The following is an 18,084-nucleotide window of genomic DNA, read 5'->3' on the forward strand; positions in this document are numbered from 1 at the left end:
AAGAATAATATAGAAAGAAAGCATCGGCAGACACCCGGCGAGGGTGCTGCGGATGCTTTTGCTTTAAGTAGAGCGAATGCCTCTCCCTTTGGGAGAGCCTAAGAGCTGAAGGAAAGCTGGTCAAAACACCCCGAAGCACACCAGCCCCAGCACTGCCGCGATGCCGATGACCTTCGGCACACTGATCTTGAATTTCTGGAGCAGCACAAAGCAGAGGATGCCGATGGCGATGCCCGGCAGGCTGATGCCGCCTGCCTCGGTGATGCAGGTCTGGCGGCAGAGGCCCACCAGAACGCCCAGCACCATGCCGATGCAGACAGGCTTGACGATCTTCATGATATAGCTCATGACCTTGCTGGTGCGGAACTTCTGGAAGAACGCCGCCGCCAGAAGCGTCAGCGTCAGGGTGGGGCTGAGGACGCCCAGGACCGCGAAGACGCCGCCCAGCATCCCGGCGGTCTTGGTGCCTGCAAAGGTGGCGGCGTTGACGCCCAGAGAGCCGGGTGTCATCTCGGCGATGGCGATGAGATTCGTCAGATCGGCGTCCGTCATCCAGCCGTGGGAGGACATTTCATCCATGATGAGGGGGATCATGGAGGTGCCGCCGAAGCTGGTGAAGCCGATCTTCGCAAACGCGGCGAAGAGCTGAACGAGGGTCTCAAGCATGGCCATGTTCGCTCACCCCCATCCAGACCAGCGCGATGACCACACCGGCCACCACCAGCGTCAGATTGCTGATGGACGTAAAGTAACAGAGCACAAAGGCGACGGCACAGATGATGATGGGCATCGCGCTGGTCAGAGCATCTTTGCCCAGGGAGATGGCCGCGCCGCCGATGATGGGGGCCACGGCGCACTGGACGCCCTTGAGGGCCGACCAGACCCAGTAGTTATCTTTAATGGCGTCGTAGATGGCCGTCACGATGGTAAGGGTGACGACGGCGGGGATGCACAGGCCGATGGCCGCGCAGATGCCGCCCAGCACACCGGCCATCTGATAGCCGAAGAGCAGAGTGATGTTCGCCACCATGATGCCGGGCAGGCTCTTGCCCACGGCGATGAGCTCCAGCAGATCGCTCTTGGTCATCCAGCCGCGCTCGTCCACGAACTCCCGCTCCATCTGGGCAATGATGCTCCATCCGCTGCCGAAGGTGAACGCGCCGATTTTAATAAAGTAGAGAAGCATCAGCAGGGCCATTCGTGCGCTGGTGGGGCGCTGCTGTGCGGTTTCGGGTTTTGTTGTCTGCATGAATCCTCCTGAGATACCGGGGTTGCTGTTTCTTTACCTATAAGATACCACAGACGTCCCCAAAAGGCGAATGGAAAAATGGAATGGTTCCCGGTTCCTGTCAGGAATGCTCGTAAGTCATCCAGCTGCCTTTCCATGCGTAGAGGGCCATCAGCACGGCACCCAGCGCCCACGACACCGGGTAGAGGACGAACACGCCCTCGATGCCCGCAAAGAAGGGGAGGGCGAACCGGATCCACACCACACGGAAGAGGCAGAGCGAGATGAGCAGCACCACCATCGGCGGCACGCTGCGGCCGGTGCCGCGCACTGCGCCCGCCATGCCGTGGAGGATGGCCAGCAGGAAGTAGAAGGGGCAGAAGTAGTGCATGGCGCTGCACCCGAAGGCCACCACCGTCTCGTCGGAGGTGAACAGGTGCATGATGGGATCCTGGAACGCCAGCAGCAGAGCGCCGGTGCAGAGGGTGTAGAGCACACCCATGCCCAGCGTGACCCACATGCCATTCTTCACGCGTTTGAGGTTGCCTGCGCCATAGTTCTGGCCCACGAAGGTCGTCGCCGCCATGCTGAAGCTGGTGACGGGCAGGATGTTGAAGCCGTCGATTTTCATATAGGCCGCAAAGCCTGCCATGGCGGCGGCACCGTAGCTGTTGACGCTGGACTGCACCAGCACGTTCGAGAAAGAGATGACCATGTTCTGGATGCCGGTGGGAAGGCCGATGCGGATGATGCGGGAGGTCATCCGCTGATCGGGCCGGATGGCGGAAAGCTCCACCTTGTAGTCGGCGTCCACCTTCATCAGAAAGCGGAGGCTCAGCACACAGGAGACCAGCTGGCTGATGTCGGTGGCGATGGCGGCGCCCGCCACGCCCATCTTCAGCCCGGCGATGAACACCAGGTCGAGGATGATGTTGGTGATGGAAGCGCAGGCAAGATAGATGACCGAGCGGCGGGAGTTGCCCGCCGCGTTGAGGATGCCGGCCGCCATGTTGTAGACGACGCTGAACAGCACACCGCCGAAGTAGAGCTTCATATAAGTCACGGCGTCGCCGAGGACTTCTTTGGGGGTGTTCATCCAGACCAGCAGGCTGCGGCTGACGGCGATGCCGCCCACCGTCAGGATGAGGCCGAGGATGGCCGCGATGGCCAGCGAGGTGTGGACGGCGATGCGCGTTTCCTTTTTATCTTTTGCACCGAGGTACTGGCTCACAACGACGCCTGCGCCGACGGCCACGCCCTGACTGAAACCGATGAGCAGGTAGATGGGTGAGCCGCTGGAACCCACAGCGGCCAGAGCGTTGCTGCCCAGAAAGTTGCCGACGATGATGGAGTCGGCGGTGTTGTAAAGCTGCTGGAGCAGGTTGCCCAGGATGAGCGGCACCGAGAAGAGCAGGATGCTTTTCCAGATGCTGCCCTCGGTCATGAGCAGGGTCTTTTTCTGCTGCGGCTGTGCCGGTGCGGCCATAGTGTCTCCTCCCTCAAAAATGCAGGAATTTCATAGGTATTTCACAATAAACTTAACAATACATCGTTCTGTGCCGAATGTCAAGCAGAACGGAAAAGAACGCCCTCAGACTTTCCACATCTTGTTTGCAGATTGTTCAAAACTAACTCAAAGAAACTCCATTTTTATCCGGTACAATAAAGGTGCAGTCGGGAAGACAAGAACGAGATCCCCCATCTCCGGCTTTTGACTTTCCATAAATGCCATGCAGGCAGGATTCATGCGCAGCCCCGCAGCGGGTGCCGCGCCCCTAAAAAAATACTGTCCCCCACCTATGCGAGGCAATAGCCACGGCGGCGGACAGACTACCAACAACCTCCTAGCAGCCGCAAATGTTTAGGAGTTCTCATACACAGGCAGCGCCGCTTTCTCCTCCTTTCCACGGCGCTGCCTGTTTTTGTATTGCTGACGCAAAAAAAGCCCATCGCACAGCTGCGCGATGGGCTTTTGTCGTTCTTATCGCATATCATGCAGGCGCTCTGCCGGGAGGGAGGCTTGCAGCAGGCTCCATGCGGCGTCGAGGCTGTCGTTCAGCAGATAGGCCTGATTCTGCTGGACATAGAGGTAAATGGCGTTGGGGGTGCGGTAGGCCAGATGCATATCGTGCCACGCATACTTGCGGCTCGCCTCAGGCTTGTCCTGCTCGCCGGCCATCCAGACCGACAGTCCGTCGTCGTCCAGCAGCAGCCGGTAGAAGGGGCGGGGCAGGCCCATCTTTTTGATCTGGAGGCTCAGGGAGTGGAAAAACGTCCAGAAGTAGACGGCCGGCACGCCCAGCGCCACCACGGCCAGCACCACCGTGAGCAGGGCTGCGCCGTCTTTCTGGCCCACCTGCGACAGGCAGAAGCCGGCAGACACCAGCAAAATGGCCGTGAACATTAGAGGCCGGTGCCACGCCTTGCGGTGGCGCAGCAGGTCAAAGGCGGCAAAATCGTGGAAGGATGCAGCATCCATCTGGACGGAAACGGAGATCGGCTGAGACATAAAAATACCCTCCTTTTTGGTCATAGTACCATATTATTTTCCAACAATCAAGGATGATATTGCGCAGATGCCCTAAAATGTGCTAAAATAGGACGAAAAAGAAAGTTTATGGAGCTTTCGCTCTGACGGCGGACAGGCCGGATAAGGCGGAAGATGCGCGGCAGAATATCACAGAGAGGGAGGATGGGTGCGTGGGGCGCAGGATGACCCTGAAAGGGCAGATCAGTCTTTGCCTGGCAGCGTTTTTTCTGGCGCTGGCGGGGCAGATATTCTTGAGCTTTTACCAGTCCGGCACCGTGCTGCGGGAACTGGACGACCAGATGGGCAACTTCAACGCCATCAGCCGCTTCCAGAACGGCGTGGAGCGGAGTCTTTCGGCCATGGAAGATTACCGCTGGGAGTACGGCGACGCCAAAGCGCTGACAGAGGAGCTCCACAGCGCCTTTTCCGTCACCAACGCATGGCTCTGGCGCATCGAGAGCGACCTTGGCACTGTGAGTGAAGAGCAGTATCTGCTCTACAATGCCGTTTCCACTACCTACGACAGCTACACCGCACTGGTGGACCAGCTGGAAGAAGCGGTGGCCGCCGGTCAGGATACGAAAGCCGCCCAGCTCTACTATAATAAAATCGTACCCTGCGGCGGCTATCTGCGCCAGTACACCCAGCAGCTGCTGAACACGGCCATCACCGACGCCCAGGGGACTTACACCACCGTGTCGGCCCTCAGCGACCGGGTGAAATGGGCGCAGACCGTCGTGGTGGCGCTCTGCCTTGCGCTGGGCTGCGTCATGGCCTTCTCGGTGCTGACGCTGCTGACCCCGGTGCAGCAGATGATCGGCGCCTCCCGGGAGGTCACCCGGGGCGAGTTCGATTCGCCTGACCTGCCTGCGCCCCGTCAGCCGGAAATGGCCCAGCTGACCGAAGCTTTCAACCACATGAAGCATTCGATGGCCGAGCAGGTGACCACTCTGCGGGAGAAAAACGAGATGGAGCGGGAGCTCCACCGCCAGAAGACGGAAGCTCTGGAATTACAGAACCGGATGGAGCGCAGCCGTTTGCAGCAGCTGCGCAGCCAGATCGACCCCCATTTCCTTTTTAACACCCTGAACGTCATTTTACAGACCGCCGGACAGGAAAAAGCCTACCGCACTCAGGCCCTCATCACGGCTCTGTCGCACCTGCTGCGCTACAGCCTGATGAGCAACGACGAGCAGGTGCCGCTGGCCCGGGAAGTGCGCATCGTGGACGAGTATTACTCCATTTATCACGTCCGCTTCGGCGACCGGGTGAAGATGGTGTGGCGCATCTCCGACTCCCTCGATTTGACGGAGACGATGGTGCCATCCTTCATCTTGCAGCCCATTGTGGAGAATGCCTTCAAGCACGGCATCTCGCCCAAGGAAGAGGGCGGCGTGGTGCGCATCCGCATCAACCCGCTGCGGGATAAGGGGCTGCTCTATATCAGCGTCTGCGACAACGGCGTGGGCATCCAGCCCGAACAGCTGGCCCAGCTGAAAGCCGCGCTGGCCCAGCCCGGGGAGCGCTGGGAGCATATCGGCGTCTATAACGTGGCCGCACGGCTGCGGCTTCTGGATAAACGGGGGCGGCTGGTCATCCGCTCTCACCCGGGCCGGGGTACGGCCATCAGTATGTACCTGCCCCTTGTAGAACTTTTGGAGGAGGATTTGGACGATGATACGCTTGTTGATCGCGGATGACGAAAAGCTGGAGCGGGAGGCGCTTGCGGAGCTGGTCCAGCGCCGTTTTGAGCGGGAAGTGGTCCTGGAGATGGCGGAAAATGGCCGCAAAGCTGCCGACACGGCGGTGCTGTGGGGCGCGGACCTCATCCTGATGGATATTGAGATGCCGGGCATGAGCGGTCTCGACGCTGCCCGTGCCGTGCTGGCCCAGCGGCCTTCCTGCCGGGTCATCTTCGTCACAGCCTACAGTCTGTTCCAGTATGCCCATGAGGCGGTGCATCTGGGGGCCTGCGACTATCTGCTCAAGCCGGTGGACCCCGACGAGCTGGAAGCCTCGGTGCGCCGGGCGATGCGGCAGATCGAGACGGAGCGGAAGCTGGAAGAGCTGGCCGCTGCCCGGCCCCAGCCGGAGCAGACGGAGACCGAAGAAGAGGCGGAAGACGCCCCCGAGGAGAGCGAGAACAGCCAGACGGCCCTTGTCATGGCCCACGTCCGCCGCTACCTCGAGGATAATTATATGTTCGATCTGTCGCTGGACAGCGTGGGCGAGATCCTGCACATCAGCCCGGCCTACCTGTCGGCGCAGTTCAAGAAATACCAGAAGATGAACTTCCTCGACTGCCTCACCGAGCTGCGCATCAACGCGGCAAAGGAATTGCTGGCCGACCCCTTCCGCTCCTCGGCGGAGGTGGCGTCGATGGTGGGCTACGAGGATGCCAGCTACTTCGCCCGGGCGTTCAAGAAACGCACCGGCATGACCCCCACCCAGTACCGCCGTCAGGCCGGCCAGAAGGCAAAGGCCGACCCGGAGGCCGGGCTGTGAGCGGGCGGATGATTTCCCGCCGCAGTGTGCTGGCGCTGGCCGCCTGTACGGCGCTGGGCGCTGTGGGCTGCAGCAAGACGGAAGAGTACAACGGACCGGAGCTCATCCTGCGCTACGCCGAGAACCAGCCCGAGGATTATCCCACCACTCAGGCCGCTCTGGCCTTCGCCGACCTCGTGGCCGAGCGGACGGAGGGGAGGGTCAAAGTCGTGGTCTACAGCGGCGGGGAGCTGGGGGCCGAACAGAGCGTCATCGAGCAGATGCAGTACGGCGGCATCGACTTTGCCCGCGTCTCTCTGAGCCAGCTGTCCGAGTATCAGCCGGCCCTGAGCGTATTGCAGCTTCCTTTTCTCTATACCGATGCGCCCCAGATGTGGCGGGTGCTGGACGGTGAGATCGGCGATGAATTCCTCTCCGGCCTCGGCGCGATAGACCTCGTGGGCCTGTCGTGGTTCGACGCCGGCGTCCGCAGCTTCTACACCCGCGAAAAGGTGGAGACGCTGGCGGACCTCGCGGGGCTGACGCTCCGGGTGCAGGAGTCGGACATGATGAGCGAGATGATACTGGACCTCGGCGCAAAGCCCGCGCAGGTGGTCTACAGCCGGGTCTATGCAGCCCTGCACAACGCCGAGATAGACGGCGCGGAAAACAACTGGCCCAGCTATGAGGCCATGGGCCACTATGAGGTGGCCCCCTATTTCTTAAAGGATGAGCACACCCGTGTGCCGGAGCTGCAGCTGGCCAGCGAGGCCGCGATGGAAAAGCTGGCAGAGCTGGACGAGCGCTTCCCGGACATCATCCGCGCCTGCGGAAAGGAGAGCGCTCTGGCCGAACGCCGCCTCTGGGCGGAGCGGGAGGCCAGCGCCGAGAAGCATATGCGGGAATGGGGCGTGGAGGTGACGACCCTCTCCGCCGCCGAGAAAGCCCGCTTCCGGGCGGCAGTCGAGCCTATGTACGCGGCTTTTGAGGAGCAGAGCCGCCTCATCCAGCGCATCCGCGAAGCCTGAAAAAGCGCAAGAGATATTACATTGTATTCATCTTGTTGGGCAGTGTGCTGAACAAACTGCACCGTGGCTTGTAAGAAATGCACAAAAGTGTTTCTCACATTTTTTTGAAAAACAGGACATTTTTCATAAGCCCTTGTTCTGACTAAAAAATTTTGCTAAAGTGTGTACAGTAAATGAACGGACGGTGTGCGACCCGTGCAGAGCACACCGCCCTGAATGAGGAAAATCTAAGGAGGATTTTATCATGAAGAAGATTTCTCGTCGCAGCTTTCTGGCAGCAGCTGGTGTTTCCGCCGCTGCTCTGGCACTGACCGCTTGCGGTGGCTCCGGCAACAGCACTGCTGCTTCTACCGCGTCCTCTGCTGCAGCTTCCACCGCTCCCGCTGGTGATGCCGCAGCTGCTGCTTCCGACCCGAAGGTGACTCTGGTCTACGCCGAGGTCAACCCGCTGGATACCATCGTCGGCCAGACCGGTTCTCACTTCAAGGAGAAGGTCGAGGAGCTGACCGGCGGCTCCGTCGTCGTCGATGTGCAGGCTTCCGGCGTTCTGGGCTCTGAGAACGACGTTCTGGACGCTATCCTCGGCGGCTCCACCTCCATCGACATCAGCCGTATCTCCGCTTTCGCACTGACCAGCTACGGCTGCAACAAGTCCAAGCTGCTGTCCATCCCCTTCACCTTCGAGAACCGCGCACACTTCTGGAACTTCGCCAACAGCGAGCTGGCACCTGAGTTCCTGAACGAGCCCCAGGAGCTGGGCCTGCCCGTTCGTGGTATCTTCTACGGCGAGGAGGGCTTCCGTCACTTCTTCACGGTCAAGCCCGTTTCCGGCATCGCTGATTTCAAGGGCCTGAAGCTGCGCGTGTCCAACGACCCCGTCATGAACGGCATGGTCGAGGGTCTGGGCGCTAACCCCACCGTCGTCTCCTTCGGCGAGCTGTACAGCGCACTGCAGACCGGCGTTGTCGATGGCGCTGAGCAGCCCATCGCAAACTACAAGTCCAACGCCTTCCCCGAGGTCGCTAACAACCTGATCCTCGACGGCCATACTCTGGGCGCTGTGCAGGCTGTCATCACCGACAACGCCTGGAACAAGCTGACCGAGAACCAGCAGGCTGCCGTCATGGAGGCGGCTGCGGATACGCAGGCCTTCAACGCTGACCTGTCCGAGACCGCTGAGAACAAGGTCCTCGACGAGCTGAAGTCTTCCGGCTGCAACGTCGTCGATGTCCCCGATAAGACTCCCTGGCAGGAGGCTTGCGCTAAGGTCATCAGCGAGAACACCTCGGATCAGGCTGAGCTGTATCAGCAGCTGCTGGATATGAAGGCCTGATAAAAGCGCCTTTATCCTGAAGTAGTACATAGCCCGGCGGGGGACTACGGGATACGCCCGCAGACCCGCCGGGCTTTTTATAAGAGTATGGAGGAGATCCTATGCCGAAAATCTTTACCACTCTGGATAAGATCAAGCCGGCGTACGACGTCACCTACAAAGTGGTCCTGTTTATCTGCAAGCTGCTGCTGATCGCAGATATTCTCATCACCACAATGTCGGTCATTGGTCGTTACGTCCCGTTCATCCCGGACCCCGCATGGTCTGAAGAAGTCGTTCTGACCTGCATGAGCTACATGGCCGTGCTGAGTGCTGCTCTGGCCATCCGCCGCGGCGCACACATCCGCATGACCGCATTTGACGTCTATCTGCCCAAGATCGCCGTCAAGGTGCTGGACATCCTCGCCGATCTGGCGGTCTGCATCCTCGGCCTCATCATGCTGGTTGTGGGCTGGAACTACGCCACCACCCTGGGCGGCCGCGGCTTCTATGTCTCGATGCCCTGGCTGAGCCGTTTCTGGATGTACTTCCCCGTGCCTCTGGCCGGTGTCGCCATGATCATCTTCGAGATCGAGGCACTGTACAACCACATCAAGAGCATTTTTGTAAAGGAGGAGAACTAATATGACAGTCCAGACACTGGCAATCGTTGTCCTTCTTGTCAGCTTCTTCGTCATGATCTTCCTGCGCTTCCCCATCGCATACGCCGTTGGTCTGTCCAGCGTGCTGTGCATGATGGTGCAGGGCCAGGCACTGACCGATGTCTGCCGTCTGATGGTCAAGGGCATCTCGTCCTTCAGCCTGATGGCCGTCCCGTTCTTCATCACCATGGGCGTCCTCATGGGCAGCGGCGGCATCTCCGAAAAGCTGATCGCTCTGGCTGATGCCTGCGTCGGCTGGATGCGCGGCGGCATGGCAATGGTCAACATCGTTGCTTCCTACTTCTTCGGCGGCATTTCCGGTTCTGCTTCCGCAGATACCGCTTCCATCGGCTCCATCATGATCCCCATGATGGTCGATCAGGGCTACGACGCCGACTTCTCCACCGCTGTCACCATCACCTCCTCCTGCGAGGGCCTGCTGGTCCCCCCGAGCCATAACATGGTCATCTACGCCACCACCGCCGGCGGCATCTCCGTGGGCAGCCTGTTCCTGGCTGGCTACCTGCCCGGCGCTCTGCTGGCCATCGTCCTGATGATCGGCTCCTACATCATCTCCGTCAAGGAGAATTACCCCAAGGGCTCTCCCTTCACCATCAAAGGCTTCATCAAGCAGCTGGGTACCTCCATCTGGGCTCTGGCCGCAGTCGTCATCGTCGTGTTCGGCGTTGTCGGCGGTGTGTTCACCGCTACCGAGTCCGCTGCTATCGCAGTTATCTACTCTCTGCTGGTCTCCGTCTTTGTCTACAAGGGCCTTGACTGGAAGGGCGTCTGGCACGCTCTGGATGAGTGCGTCAACACTCTGTCCATCGTCCTCATCCTGATCGCCACCTCTGCCGTGTTCGGCAACTGCCTGACCATGCTGCATGTGCCTGATCTGGCTGCAAACGCCATCACCAGCGTCACCAACAACCCCTACATCATCGCACTGCTCATCGACCTCATCATCCTGGTGCTGGGCATGATCATGGATATGGCTCCCATCATCCTGATCGCTACCCCCATCCTGCTGCCCATCGCCACCTCCATCGGCATCGACCCCATCCAGTTCGGTATCATCATGGTCCTGAACTGCGGCATCGGCCTGCTGACTCCCCCTGTCGGCGCGGTTCTGTTCATCGGCTCTGCCGTTGCGAAGCGCCCCATGGAGAAGGTCGTCAAGGCTACTCTCCCGTTCTATCTGTGCATGTTCATCGCTCTGCTGCTGCTGACCTTCGTGCCTGACATCAGCCTCGCGATCCCCAAGCTGCTGGGAGGCTACGTCAGCCCCATCACCAACCCGCTTGGCCCGGTGTTCATTCACTGATCAGCTCATTCTCCTCCGGATGACAGAATAAACGGAAAGCCCCCGCCTGCAAAGGCGGGGGCTTTCCGGCGTTATAGAAGTGTCTGAAGTGCCGGAGCACTGCATTTCATGAGCTTTTTCAGGGTCAGCTCCTGCTGAGAGATTTGATACAGCAGCCGTGCGGCCAGCTCTTCGGGCGGGGCAGAAAGCCCGGGCCGGAATGCGTGTACTGCCCGGGTAAAGGCGTGGACGCCCTCTTCTGTCTCAAGCACCACCAGCTGGGTATGCCCCCGCAGCAGGGCGAACAGCCCGACCTGATACTCCCGGGTGTCCAGCAGAAGCTCCATCTCGTCGGCGGTGAGGAGGAGGATGTCCGCGAAGGGGAGAAACTGCATCACCGTGTCCCGCAGAGTCTTTTCGCCGGGCCAGAGAGCCGGGCGGAGAGAGGGGACAAAGCAGACCGGCACACCGGCGGTGCGGGCGGTGTCCAGCGCGGCAAGGTGGGTGTAGCGGCAGGGGCTGTCCACGAGGCAGGCGCTGGAAAAGGCCAGCATTTCAGCATCTGCGGCCCAGTCAGCGCCCAGCTGTTCGGGTGCATAGAGCAGCTCCGAAGAACGGGTGCGGCAGCCTAGCTGTTCGCCGCCGCCGTCGAACAGCAGCGGCGTGGGGGCGCGGGAGGTGAAGCAGACCCGGCTGATGTCCACACCGGCAGCAGATAAAGCGTCTGCGATGCGGTGTCCGAAAGCATCCTCGCCAAGCTGCGTTAAAAGAGAGGCTCTGCCGCCCTGTGCGGCATAAGCCAGTGCCAGCGAGGCGGCGCTTCCGCCCATGCGGGGAGAAAACGTCTCTGCCGATGCCAGCGGCGCGGTGCTGTTCAATTCCAGCCACGCTTCGCCCAGACAGTATAAAGTCTTGCCCGGCATGATGCACCCTCCCTTCTGCCTGTTTTCAAAAACAAACTACAGTATACACCCATCCGGGCGTTTGTGCAAATGGAGAGCTTGACAGCTTCGGTCGGATTGTGATAAACTGACGAAATATGGCAGTATATCTGAAATTTGAATGATAAAAATGTGACATTTGACGAGGAGAACATGAGCCTTACCAAACAGTATTTCAAATACGTCAGCCAGAACATCTTCGGCCTGCTGGGGACGTCCTGCTACATCCTGGCCGATACCTATTTCATCTCGCAGGCGGCAGGCACCAGCGGTGTGGCTCTGCTGAACCTCTGCTTGCCCATCTACAACTTCATCTTCGCCATCGGCTCCATGCTGGGCCTCGGCGCAGCCACCCGCTACGCCATCCTCCGGGCGCAGGGCGACGAGCGGTCGGAGTGCTATTTTTCCAACGCCCTGCTCTGGGCGCTGGTGTTCGCTCTGCCCTTCATGCTGGCGGGCATCTTCTGCCCCGAGGTGCTGCTGCGGTTCATGGGCGGCGACGCGGAGATCGTTGCCCTGGGCGTGGGGTACGCCCGCATCTTCCTGCTGTTCACGCCCTTCTTCATGTGCAACTACATCGTCTCGGCCTTTGTCCGGAACGACGGCGACCCCTCGCTGGCCATGGTGGCGACCCTCTGCGGAAGTCTCTTCAATGTGGTGTTCGACTACATTTTTATGTTCCCCATGGGTCTCGGTCTGCCCGGCGCGGCGCTGGCGACGGCAGTCTCGCCCGTGTTGAGCATTGCGATCTGCAGCCGCCACTTCTTCAAAAAGAGCAGCACCGTCCGCCTTGTGCGGCAGCTGCCCTCGCCGAAGCTGCTGGCCCAGAGCTGCCAGCTGGGCGTCTCGGGCTTTGTGGGAGAGATGTCCTCCGGCGTGACCACCACCGTCTTCAACCTGCTGCTCCTGCGTCTGGCGGGCAATGTGGCCGTGGCGGCTTACGGCGTCGTGGCGAACTACGCGCTGGTGGCGACGGCGATCTTCAACGGCGTGGCCCAGGGCGCGCAGCCGCTGGTCAGCAGGTGCTACGGCAAAAACGATGCCGCCGGTGCCCGCAAGCTCCTGCTGCTGGGCAGCGGAACAGCGCTTGCGCTGGCGGCGGCACTGTATGCAGTTCTGTTCGGGTTTACCGGGCCGATCGTCGCGGTCTTCAACAGTGAGAACTCGGCCCTCATGGCGCAGTATGCCTTCAGCGGGATGCGCATCTACTTCCTCGGCTATTTCTTCGCGGGCTTCAATATCGTGGCCGCCGGCTATCTGGGCGCGGTGGACCGTCCCGCAGAGGCTTCTGCGACGTCGCTTTCCCGCGGCATCGTGGCCATCGTGGCCTGCTCTCTGGTGCTGAGCGCCCTCTTCGGGATGACCGGCGTCTGGGCCGCGTCCCCGGCCTCTGAGGCCATCACGGCCTGCCTGACCCTCTTCCTGCTGAAGCGAAAAAATTAAATAAACAATTCCTGTCCCACCCGCTGCTGCTCGGGCGAAAGCTCGGGCAGTGCGCCCCGACCGGCCATCGCCCGCCACTGTGTGGGAGATCGGCCGGTCGTTTTTTTGAAGACGCGGCAGAGGTAGTTGGCCCCCGAGAAACCGCAGAGGCTGGCGATGACGTCCAGCGTGTACTCCCGGTGGAGCAGCAGACGCATGGCGGCTTCTATGCGGACGCTGGTGAGATACCGCCCCGGCGAGACGCCCAGCGCTGCTGTAAAGGCCCGGACGAGGTGGCTCTTGGAGACGCCCAGCCGCTCGCTCAGCTCTTCCACGCCGTAGAGCCCGGCGTAGTTCCTGCGGATGTCCTCGATGGCGGCGGCCACCAGCGGAGGCAGGGCAGGGGCGGCGCTGTCGGCGTCTGAGAGCTCGCACAGCAGCGCGAAGGCCAGCTGACTGCGTACCCGCTCCGAGGCGTCCTGCTCTTCGGCAAGGCGCCCCATCAGCTCTGCCGCCGCCGGGCAGGTCTCGCCCCGGGCGAGGAAGGGCATCTCGGAAAGCCCTGCAAGGAACTGTTCAGCTGCCTGCCCGGTGAGCTGGACGCAGAGCAGATGGCACTCGTTTTCCGGCGCGAGGGTCAGCGGCCCCCGGCTCAGCACGAGATGGCCCGCTGCGGCATTCTGGGGCGGCAGCAACAGGGCAGAACCTGCCGGCATCAGTTCGAGATCGGACAGCGAGACGACACATTTTCCGCTGGAAATGAGGCAGACCCAGAGCCCTTCGCCCCGCAGGGTGAGGGGCTCTTCCGGCTGGGCATCCTCCACGATGCCGAGGGCGGCAGTCGTGCTGGGAGAGTAAATCAATATCTGACACCTCAAATCAATAAAATGCTATTTTATAACACAAAATAATCTGATATTATAATAGCAATGAAACGGCTCATCGTCAAGCTGAGCCTTTGAGTGCAACAACATCAATGGAGGAAAAAGCTTTATGGCTTCTATCAGCTGCCAGCATATCTACAAGATCTACCCCGGTGCTACGGCTCCTTCCGTCACCGATTTCAACCTGGAGATCCAGGACAAGGAATTCATCATCTTCGTCGGCCCCTCTGGCTGCGGTAAGTCCACCACCCTGCGCATGATCGCCGGTCTGGAGGAGATCTCCAAGGGCGAGATGTACATCGGCGGCCGCCTCATCAACGATGTTCCCCCGAAGGACCGCGACATCGCCATGGTCTTCCAGAGCTACGCTCTGTACCCCCACATGACCGTCTACAAGAACATCGCTTTCGGTCTGGAACTGCGCAAGACCCCGAAGGACGAGATCGACCGCCGTGTCCACGAGGCTGCTAAGATCCTGGAGATCGAGCACCTGCTGGACCGCAAGCCCAAGGCTCTGTCCGGTGGTCAGCGCCAGCGTGTCGCTCTGGGCCGTGCAATGGTCCGTAACCCGGCAGTCTTCCTGCTGGACGAGCCTCTGTCCAACCTGGACGCTAAGCTGCGTACCTCCATGCGCACCGAGATCATCAAGCTGCACAAGAAGCTGGCTACCACCTTCATCTACGTTACCCACGACCAGACCGAGGCTATGACCATGGGCGACCGGATCGTTGTCATGAAGGACGGCATCATCCAGCAGGTCGATACCCCGCAGAACCTGTACGATATGCCCTGCAACATGTTCGTCGCAGGCTTCATCGGCAGCCCCCAGATGAACTTCCTGGACGGCACCATCGTCAAGAAGGGCGACCAGTACAGCGTCGACCTGGGCGGCGATCTCATCCCCCTGCCCAAGGAGAAGACCGCTGACGGCAAGCTGGATTCCTACGTCGGCAAGAAGGTCAAGATGGGCATCCGTCCCGAGGACATCGACGATGAGCCCGAGTTCATGGCAAAGCACACCGACTGCCAGCTGGATACTCAGGTCGATGTCTCTGAGATGATGGGCGCTGAGATCTACCTGTACCTGGAGTACAAGGGCAACAAGATGACCGCCCGCGTCGCTCCCACCTCCAAGGCCCGCAACGGAGACACCGTCCGCGTTGCCTTCGATCCCCACAAGGTCCACCTGTTCGACGTCGAGACCGAGCAGACCATCCTGAACTGAATAAGATAGTCTACGATCATTTTTGATCCTCCTATCATAAGAAAAGCCGTCGGGCCGCAAGGCCCGGCGGCTTTTCCTGTGCCGGAAAAAAGACATAATAAAAACCCATGCTGCGGCAAAGCAAAACGCAGCATGGGTGCGGAAATGGCTTATGAAGTCAGGGGACGGTTCGATCAGCGGGCCTTGACGTACTTGTGCAGGGTAGCGCGGACAGCGCCGGGGCCTGCGAACAGCTCCTTGGCCATGGACTCGATCTTCTCGCCCAGACCGACGGCGTACAGGTCCACGCCGAAGACGTCGGTGCGGCTGTACAGAGCCTTCAGGCAGGAGAAGTCCTGCTCGCCGGCTTCCACCTTCAGGGGAGCCACGATGGCCTGCAGCTCAGCCAGCAGCGGGTCAGTGGAGATCTCGAAGGGCTGGCCGTTGTCGTCGATGCCCTTCAGGTAGCGGGCATAGCCTGCCAGCACCAGCGGGATCAGCACGAGGTTGGACTTGTCCAGACCGCGCTCTTCGTAAGCCTTGATGGTCTCGCCGAAGCGGATCGCCAGCTTCTGGGAGGTATCGGTGGCGATACGCTGGGGAGCGTCGGGCATGAAGGGGTTGGGCAGACGGCGGTTGATGACAGCGCCGATGAACTCGTAGGGGTTCAGAACGCCGGGGTCAACGACGACGGGCATCGCCTCGATGTAGCCGATCTTCTGGATGAAGCTGCGCAGGTCCTCATCGGCCATCTCAGCGGAGATGAGGGTGTAGCCCAGCATACAGCCGTAGATGGACATGGCGGTGTGCAGGGGGTTGAGGCAGGTGCAGACCTTCATCTTCTCGATCTTATCGACGGTCTCACGGTCGCAGTAGAGGACGCCGCCCAGCTCCAGCGGAGGACGGCCATTGGTGTAGTGATCCTCGATGCAGAGGTACTGGGTCTCCTCAGCGTTGACGAAGGGAGCGGTGAAGGTGTGCTTCTCGGTGACGATGGTGTAGTTGTCCTCAAAACCGTCGTCAGCCAGCATCTTCTGGACCTTGGCATCCGGGCGGGGAGTAATCTTGTCGATCATGCTCCAGGGGAAGGTGATCTTGGTCTCGTCCTTGACGTAGGCCAGGAACTCGGCGGGGACCAGACCCTGCTCGACCCACTTGGAAGCGTAGGCAAAGACTGCGGCCTTGACCTTATCGCCGTTGTGAGAGCAGTTGTCCATGCTCTGGACGGTCAGGGGCAGCTTGCCGGCCTTGAAGCGCTCGTAGAGCAGAGCAGTGACCTTGCCCATGGCCAGAACGGGGGTCAGGCCGCGCTCGAGGTCAGCAGGAGCGACGCCGTAGCCCTTCTCGGTGATGGTGAAGGAGATCATCTGCAGGCTGGGTGCCTGGAAGATCTCGACCAGACGTGCCCAGTCAGCGCCGAAGGAGTAATCAGCCTTCAGGCTCTCGGTGACGGAGGCGATGACCTTCTTCTCGATGTCGCCGGTGGACTTCAGGCAGACCAGCAGGCTCAGGTTGTCGTAGGGCCGATAAGCCTTGTCGATGATCTCGTAGTCGAAGCTCTCGGCCACGATGACGCCGCGGTCATACTTGCCGCTGTTCAGGGCGTCGTTCAGGATAGCAGCCGGGAATGCGCGGAAGATGTTGCCGGCACCGAAGTGGACCCAGGTGGGTTCTGCGTGGGTCTTGGCCTTGACGGCCTCGACGTCGAACTTGGGCAGCTCGTAGCCCTTTTCTGCCCACTCGGCGGACAGATTGCCGTTCTTAATATCAGTCAGCTTCATGATATATCAGCCCTTCTTCTTCTCTTCGTCCAGACGGTCCAGCAGGTCCCAGACGCCCAGCATATACTGGATGCCCAGCGCACGGTCATACTTGCCGTAGCCGGGGCGGCAGCTGCCGGGGCCTTCCTCCCACAGCTGACGGCCATGGTCGGGGCGGATGTAGCCCTCGAAGCCGCAGTCATGGTAGGCGCGCAGGATCTCGATGATGCCGGTCTCGCCGCAGCAGTCGCGGTGGGCAGCCTCGGAGAAGTCGCCGTTGGGGAAGTGATGGATGTTGCGGATGTGTGCGAATGCGATGCGGTCGCAGTGCTTGCGGACGATCTCAGCCACATTGTTGTTGGGGTTGGCGTTCAGGCTGCCGGAGCAGAGGGTCAGGCAGTTGTACTCGTCGTCCACCATGCTCAGGAAGCGGTCGATGCTCTCAGCATCCACCAGCAGGCGGGGCAGGCCGAAGATGTCCCAAGGGGGATCGTCCATGTGGATGGCCATTTTGATGTCGCACTCGCGGCAGGTGGGCATCAGGGCTTCGAGGAAGTACTTCAGGTTCTCCCAGAGCTTTTCCTTAGTGACAGGGGCGTAGGCCTTGAACAGCTCGTCCAGCTTTGCCATCCGCTCCGGCTCCCAGCCGGGGAAGGTCATGTTGTACTTCTCGGTGAAGGACATGATGTACTCGGCCATGGACTTGTAGTCGCCCTTGATCTTGTCCTTCTCGTAGAACAGTGCGGTGGAGCCGTCGCCGACGGGGTGGAACAGGTCAGTGCGGGTCCAGTCGAAGATGGGCATAAAGTTGTAGCAGATGACCTTGACACCGAACTTGGACAGGTTGCGGATGCACTGCTTGTAGTTCTCGATGTACTGATCGCGGGTGGGCAGGCCGATCTTGATGTCGTCGTGGACGTTGACAGACTCGACAACGTCCATGTCGAAGCCGTAAGCGTGGATCTGGTCTGCGACCTTCTGGATCTCGTCGATCTCCCAGATCTCGCCGGGCATCTTGTTGTGCAGCGCCCAGACGATGCTGGTCACGCCGGGGATCTGCTTGATGTCGCTGAGGGTGACGGGGTCGTTGCCCTCGCCATACCAGCGCCAACCCATTTTCATAGGCATAGTGGATGTCCTCCGTTCATATTGCTTTGCGTTTATGCGCGGCAGGAGTGCCTCGCTCTCTCACTTATATTCTAATATATCAGTTGCGAATTGGCAATAGTCGATTTGCCGAGTTTTGATGTTTTTTCTTGTATACTTTAGACAAATTGACATGGAAATGACAAAAAAGAGCGCCAGCTCCGGCAAAGCCGGGACTGG

The 18,084-nt window shown here is 60.2% G+C and carries 16 protein-coding genes; 8 read left to right on the forward strand and 8 right to left on the reverse strand.

Annotated elements, in window-relative coordinates; translation table 11 throughout:
• Nucleotides 1-120: 120 nt before the first annotated feature.
• From F3G95_RS01935 to F3G95_RS01950, 4 genes are all read right to left on the reverse strand, one after another.
• A complete protein-coding gene (locus tag F3G95_RS01935; RefSeq protein ID WP_149793593.1) occupies nucleotides 121-672 on the reverse strand; it encodes a chromate transporter in 552 nt (183 codons plus the stop codon).
• A complete protein-coding gene (locus F3G95_RS01940) occupies nucleotides 659-1,249 on the reverse strand; it encodes a chromate transporter (RefSeq protein ID WP_149793594.1) in 591 nt (196 codons plus the stop codon). Before F3G95_RS01940 ends, F3G95_RS01935 begins: the two co-directional genes overlap by 14 nt.
• Nucleotides 1,250-1,349: 100 nt before the next feature.
• On the reverse strand, nucleotides 1,350-2,714 hold the full coding sequence (locus tag F3G95_RS01945) for an MATE family efflux transporter (RefSeq protein ID WP_149793596.1): 1,365 nt from the start codon (nucleotides 2,712-2,714) through the stop codon (nucleotides 1,350-1,352).
• A gap of 495 nt (nucleotides 2,715-3,209) precedes the next feature.
• Nucleotides 3,210-3,737, reverse strand: a complete 528-nt coding sequence (locus tag F3G95_RS01950) for a YcxB family protein (RefSeq protein ID WP_149793597.1) — start codon at nucleotides 3,735-3,737, stop codon at nucleotides 3,210-3,212.
• A 191-nt stretch (nucleotides 3,738-3,928) separates the two neighbouring features.
• Here F3G95_RS01950 and F3G95_RS01955 point away from each other — a divergent pair, with 191 nt between their 5' ends.
• The 6 genes from F3G95_RS01955 (at nucleotide 3,929) to F3G95_RS01980 (ending at nucleotide 10,568) form a co-directional block, all read left to right on the forward strand.
• On the forward strand, nucleotides 3,929-5,458 hold the full coding sequence (locus F3G95_RS01955; protein WP_243130244.1) for a histidine kinase: 1,530 nt from the start codon (nucleotides 3,929-3,931) through the stop codon (nucleotides 5,456-5,458).
• Nucleotides 5,433-6,263 (forward strand): response regulator, encoded by an 831-nt coding sequence (locus F3G95_RS01960; protein ID WP_149793598.1) that lies wholly within the window; start codon nucleotides 5,433-5,435, stop codon nucleotides 6,261-6,263. Before F3G95_RS01955 ends, F3G95_RS01960 begins: the two co-directional genes overlap by 26 nt.
• Nucleotides 6,260-7,270, forward strand: coding sequence for a TRAP transporter substrate-binding protein (locus F3G95_RS01965; protein WP_243130245.1), 1,011 nt, complete (start codon nucleotides 6,260-6,262; stop codon nucleotides 7,268-7,270). Before F3G95_RS01960 ends, F3G95_RS01965 begins: the two co-directional genes overlap by 4 nt.
• A 244-nt stretch (nucleotides 7,271-7,514) precedes the next feature.
• Entirely contained in the window at nucleotides 7,515-8,603 is a 1,089-nt protein-coding gene (locus tag F3G95_RS01970) for a TRAP transporter substrate-binding protein (RefSeq protein WP_149793599.1), read from the forward strand.
• A 101-nt stretch (nucleotides 8,604-8,704) separates the two neighbouring features.
• The gene (locus F3G95_RS01975; RefSeq protein WP_149793600.1) at nucleotides 8,705-9,226 is read left to right on the forward strand and encodes a TRAP transporter small permease; all 522 of its coding nucleotides are present in this window, start codon (nucleotides 8,705-8,707) and stop codon (nucleotides 9,224-9,226) included.
• Between the two features lies 1 nt (nucleotide 9,227).
• Nucleotides 9,228-10,568 (forward strand): TRAP transporter large permease, encoded by a 1,341-nt coding sequence (locus F3G95_RS01980; protein WP_149793601.1) that lies wholly within the window; start codon nucleotides 9,228-9,230, stop codon nucleotides 10,566-10,568.
• A 71-nt stretch (nucleotides 10,569-10,639) separates the two neighbouring features.
• Here F3G95_RS01980 and F3G95_RS01985 read toward each other — a convergent pair whose 3' ends face one another.
• The gene (locus F3G95_RS01985; protein ID WP_149793602.1) at nucleotides 10,640-11,470 is read right to left on the reverse strand and encodes a PfkB family carbohydrate kinase; all 831 of its coding nucleotides are present in this window, start codon (nucleotides 11,468-11,470) and stop codon (nucleotides 10,640-10,642) included.
• 171 nt (nucleotides 11,471-11,641) lie between these two features.
• Here F3G95_RS01985 and F3G95_RS01990 point away from each other — a divergent pair, with 171 nt between their 5' ends.
• Complete coding sequence (locus F3G95_RS01990; protein WP_149793603.1) at nucleotides 11,642-12,931, forward strand: MATE family efflux transporter; 1,290 nt, start codon at nucleotides 11,642-11,644, stop codon at nucleotides 12,929-12,931.
• Here the strand turns inward: F3G95_RS01990 and F3G95_RS01995 are convergent.
• Complete coding sequence (locus F3G95_RS01995; RefSeq protein WP_243130246.1) at nucleotides 12,928-13,773, reverse strand: AraC family transcriptional regulator; 846 nt, start codon at nucleotides 13,771-13,773, stop codon at nucleotides 12,928-12,930. The genes F3G95_RS01990 and F3G95_RS01995 overlap by 4 nt on opposite strands.
• A 130-nt stretch (nucleotides 13,774-13,903) precedes the next feature.
• Between F3G95_RS01995 and ugpC the strand changes: the two genes are divergently transcribed.
• Entirely contained in the window at nucleotides 13,904-15,019 is a 1,116-nt protein-coding gene (ugpC, locus tag F3G95_RS02000; RefSeq protein ID WP_149793604.1) for a sn-glycerol-3-phosphate ABC transporter ATP-binding protein UgpC, read from the forward strand.
• A 173-nt stretch (nucleotides 15,020-15,192) separates the two neighbouring features.
• On the opposite strand, the gene F3G95_RS02005 is transcribed toward ugpC, so the two are convergent.
• Both F3G95_RS02005 and uxuA read right to left on the reverse strand, forming a co-directional pair.
• A complete protein-coding gene (locus tag F3G95_RS02005; protein WP_149793605.1) occupies nucleotides 15,193-16,779 on the reverse strand; it encodes a mannitol dehydrogenase family protein in 1,587 nt (528 codons plus the stop codon).
• A 6-nt stretch (nucleotides 16,780-16,785) separates the two neighbouring features.
• Nucleotides 16,786-17,886, reverse strand: coding sequence for a mannonate dehydratase (gene uxuA, locus F3G95_RS02010; RefSeq protein WP_149793606.1), 1,101 nt, complete (start codon nucleotides 17,884-17,886; stop codon nucleotides 16,786-16,788).
• Nucleotides 17,887-18,084: the final 198 nt, after the last annotated feature.

The organism is Faecalibacterium sp. Marseille-P9312 (assembly GCF_902497445.1).
GTDB lineage: Bacteria > Bacillota > Clostridia > Oscillospirales > Ruminococcaceae > Faecalibacterium > Faecalibacterium longum.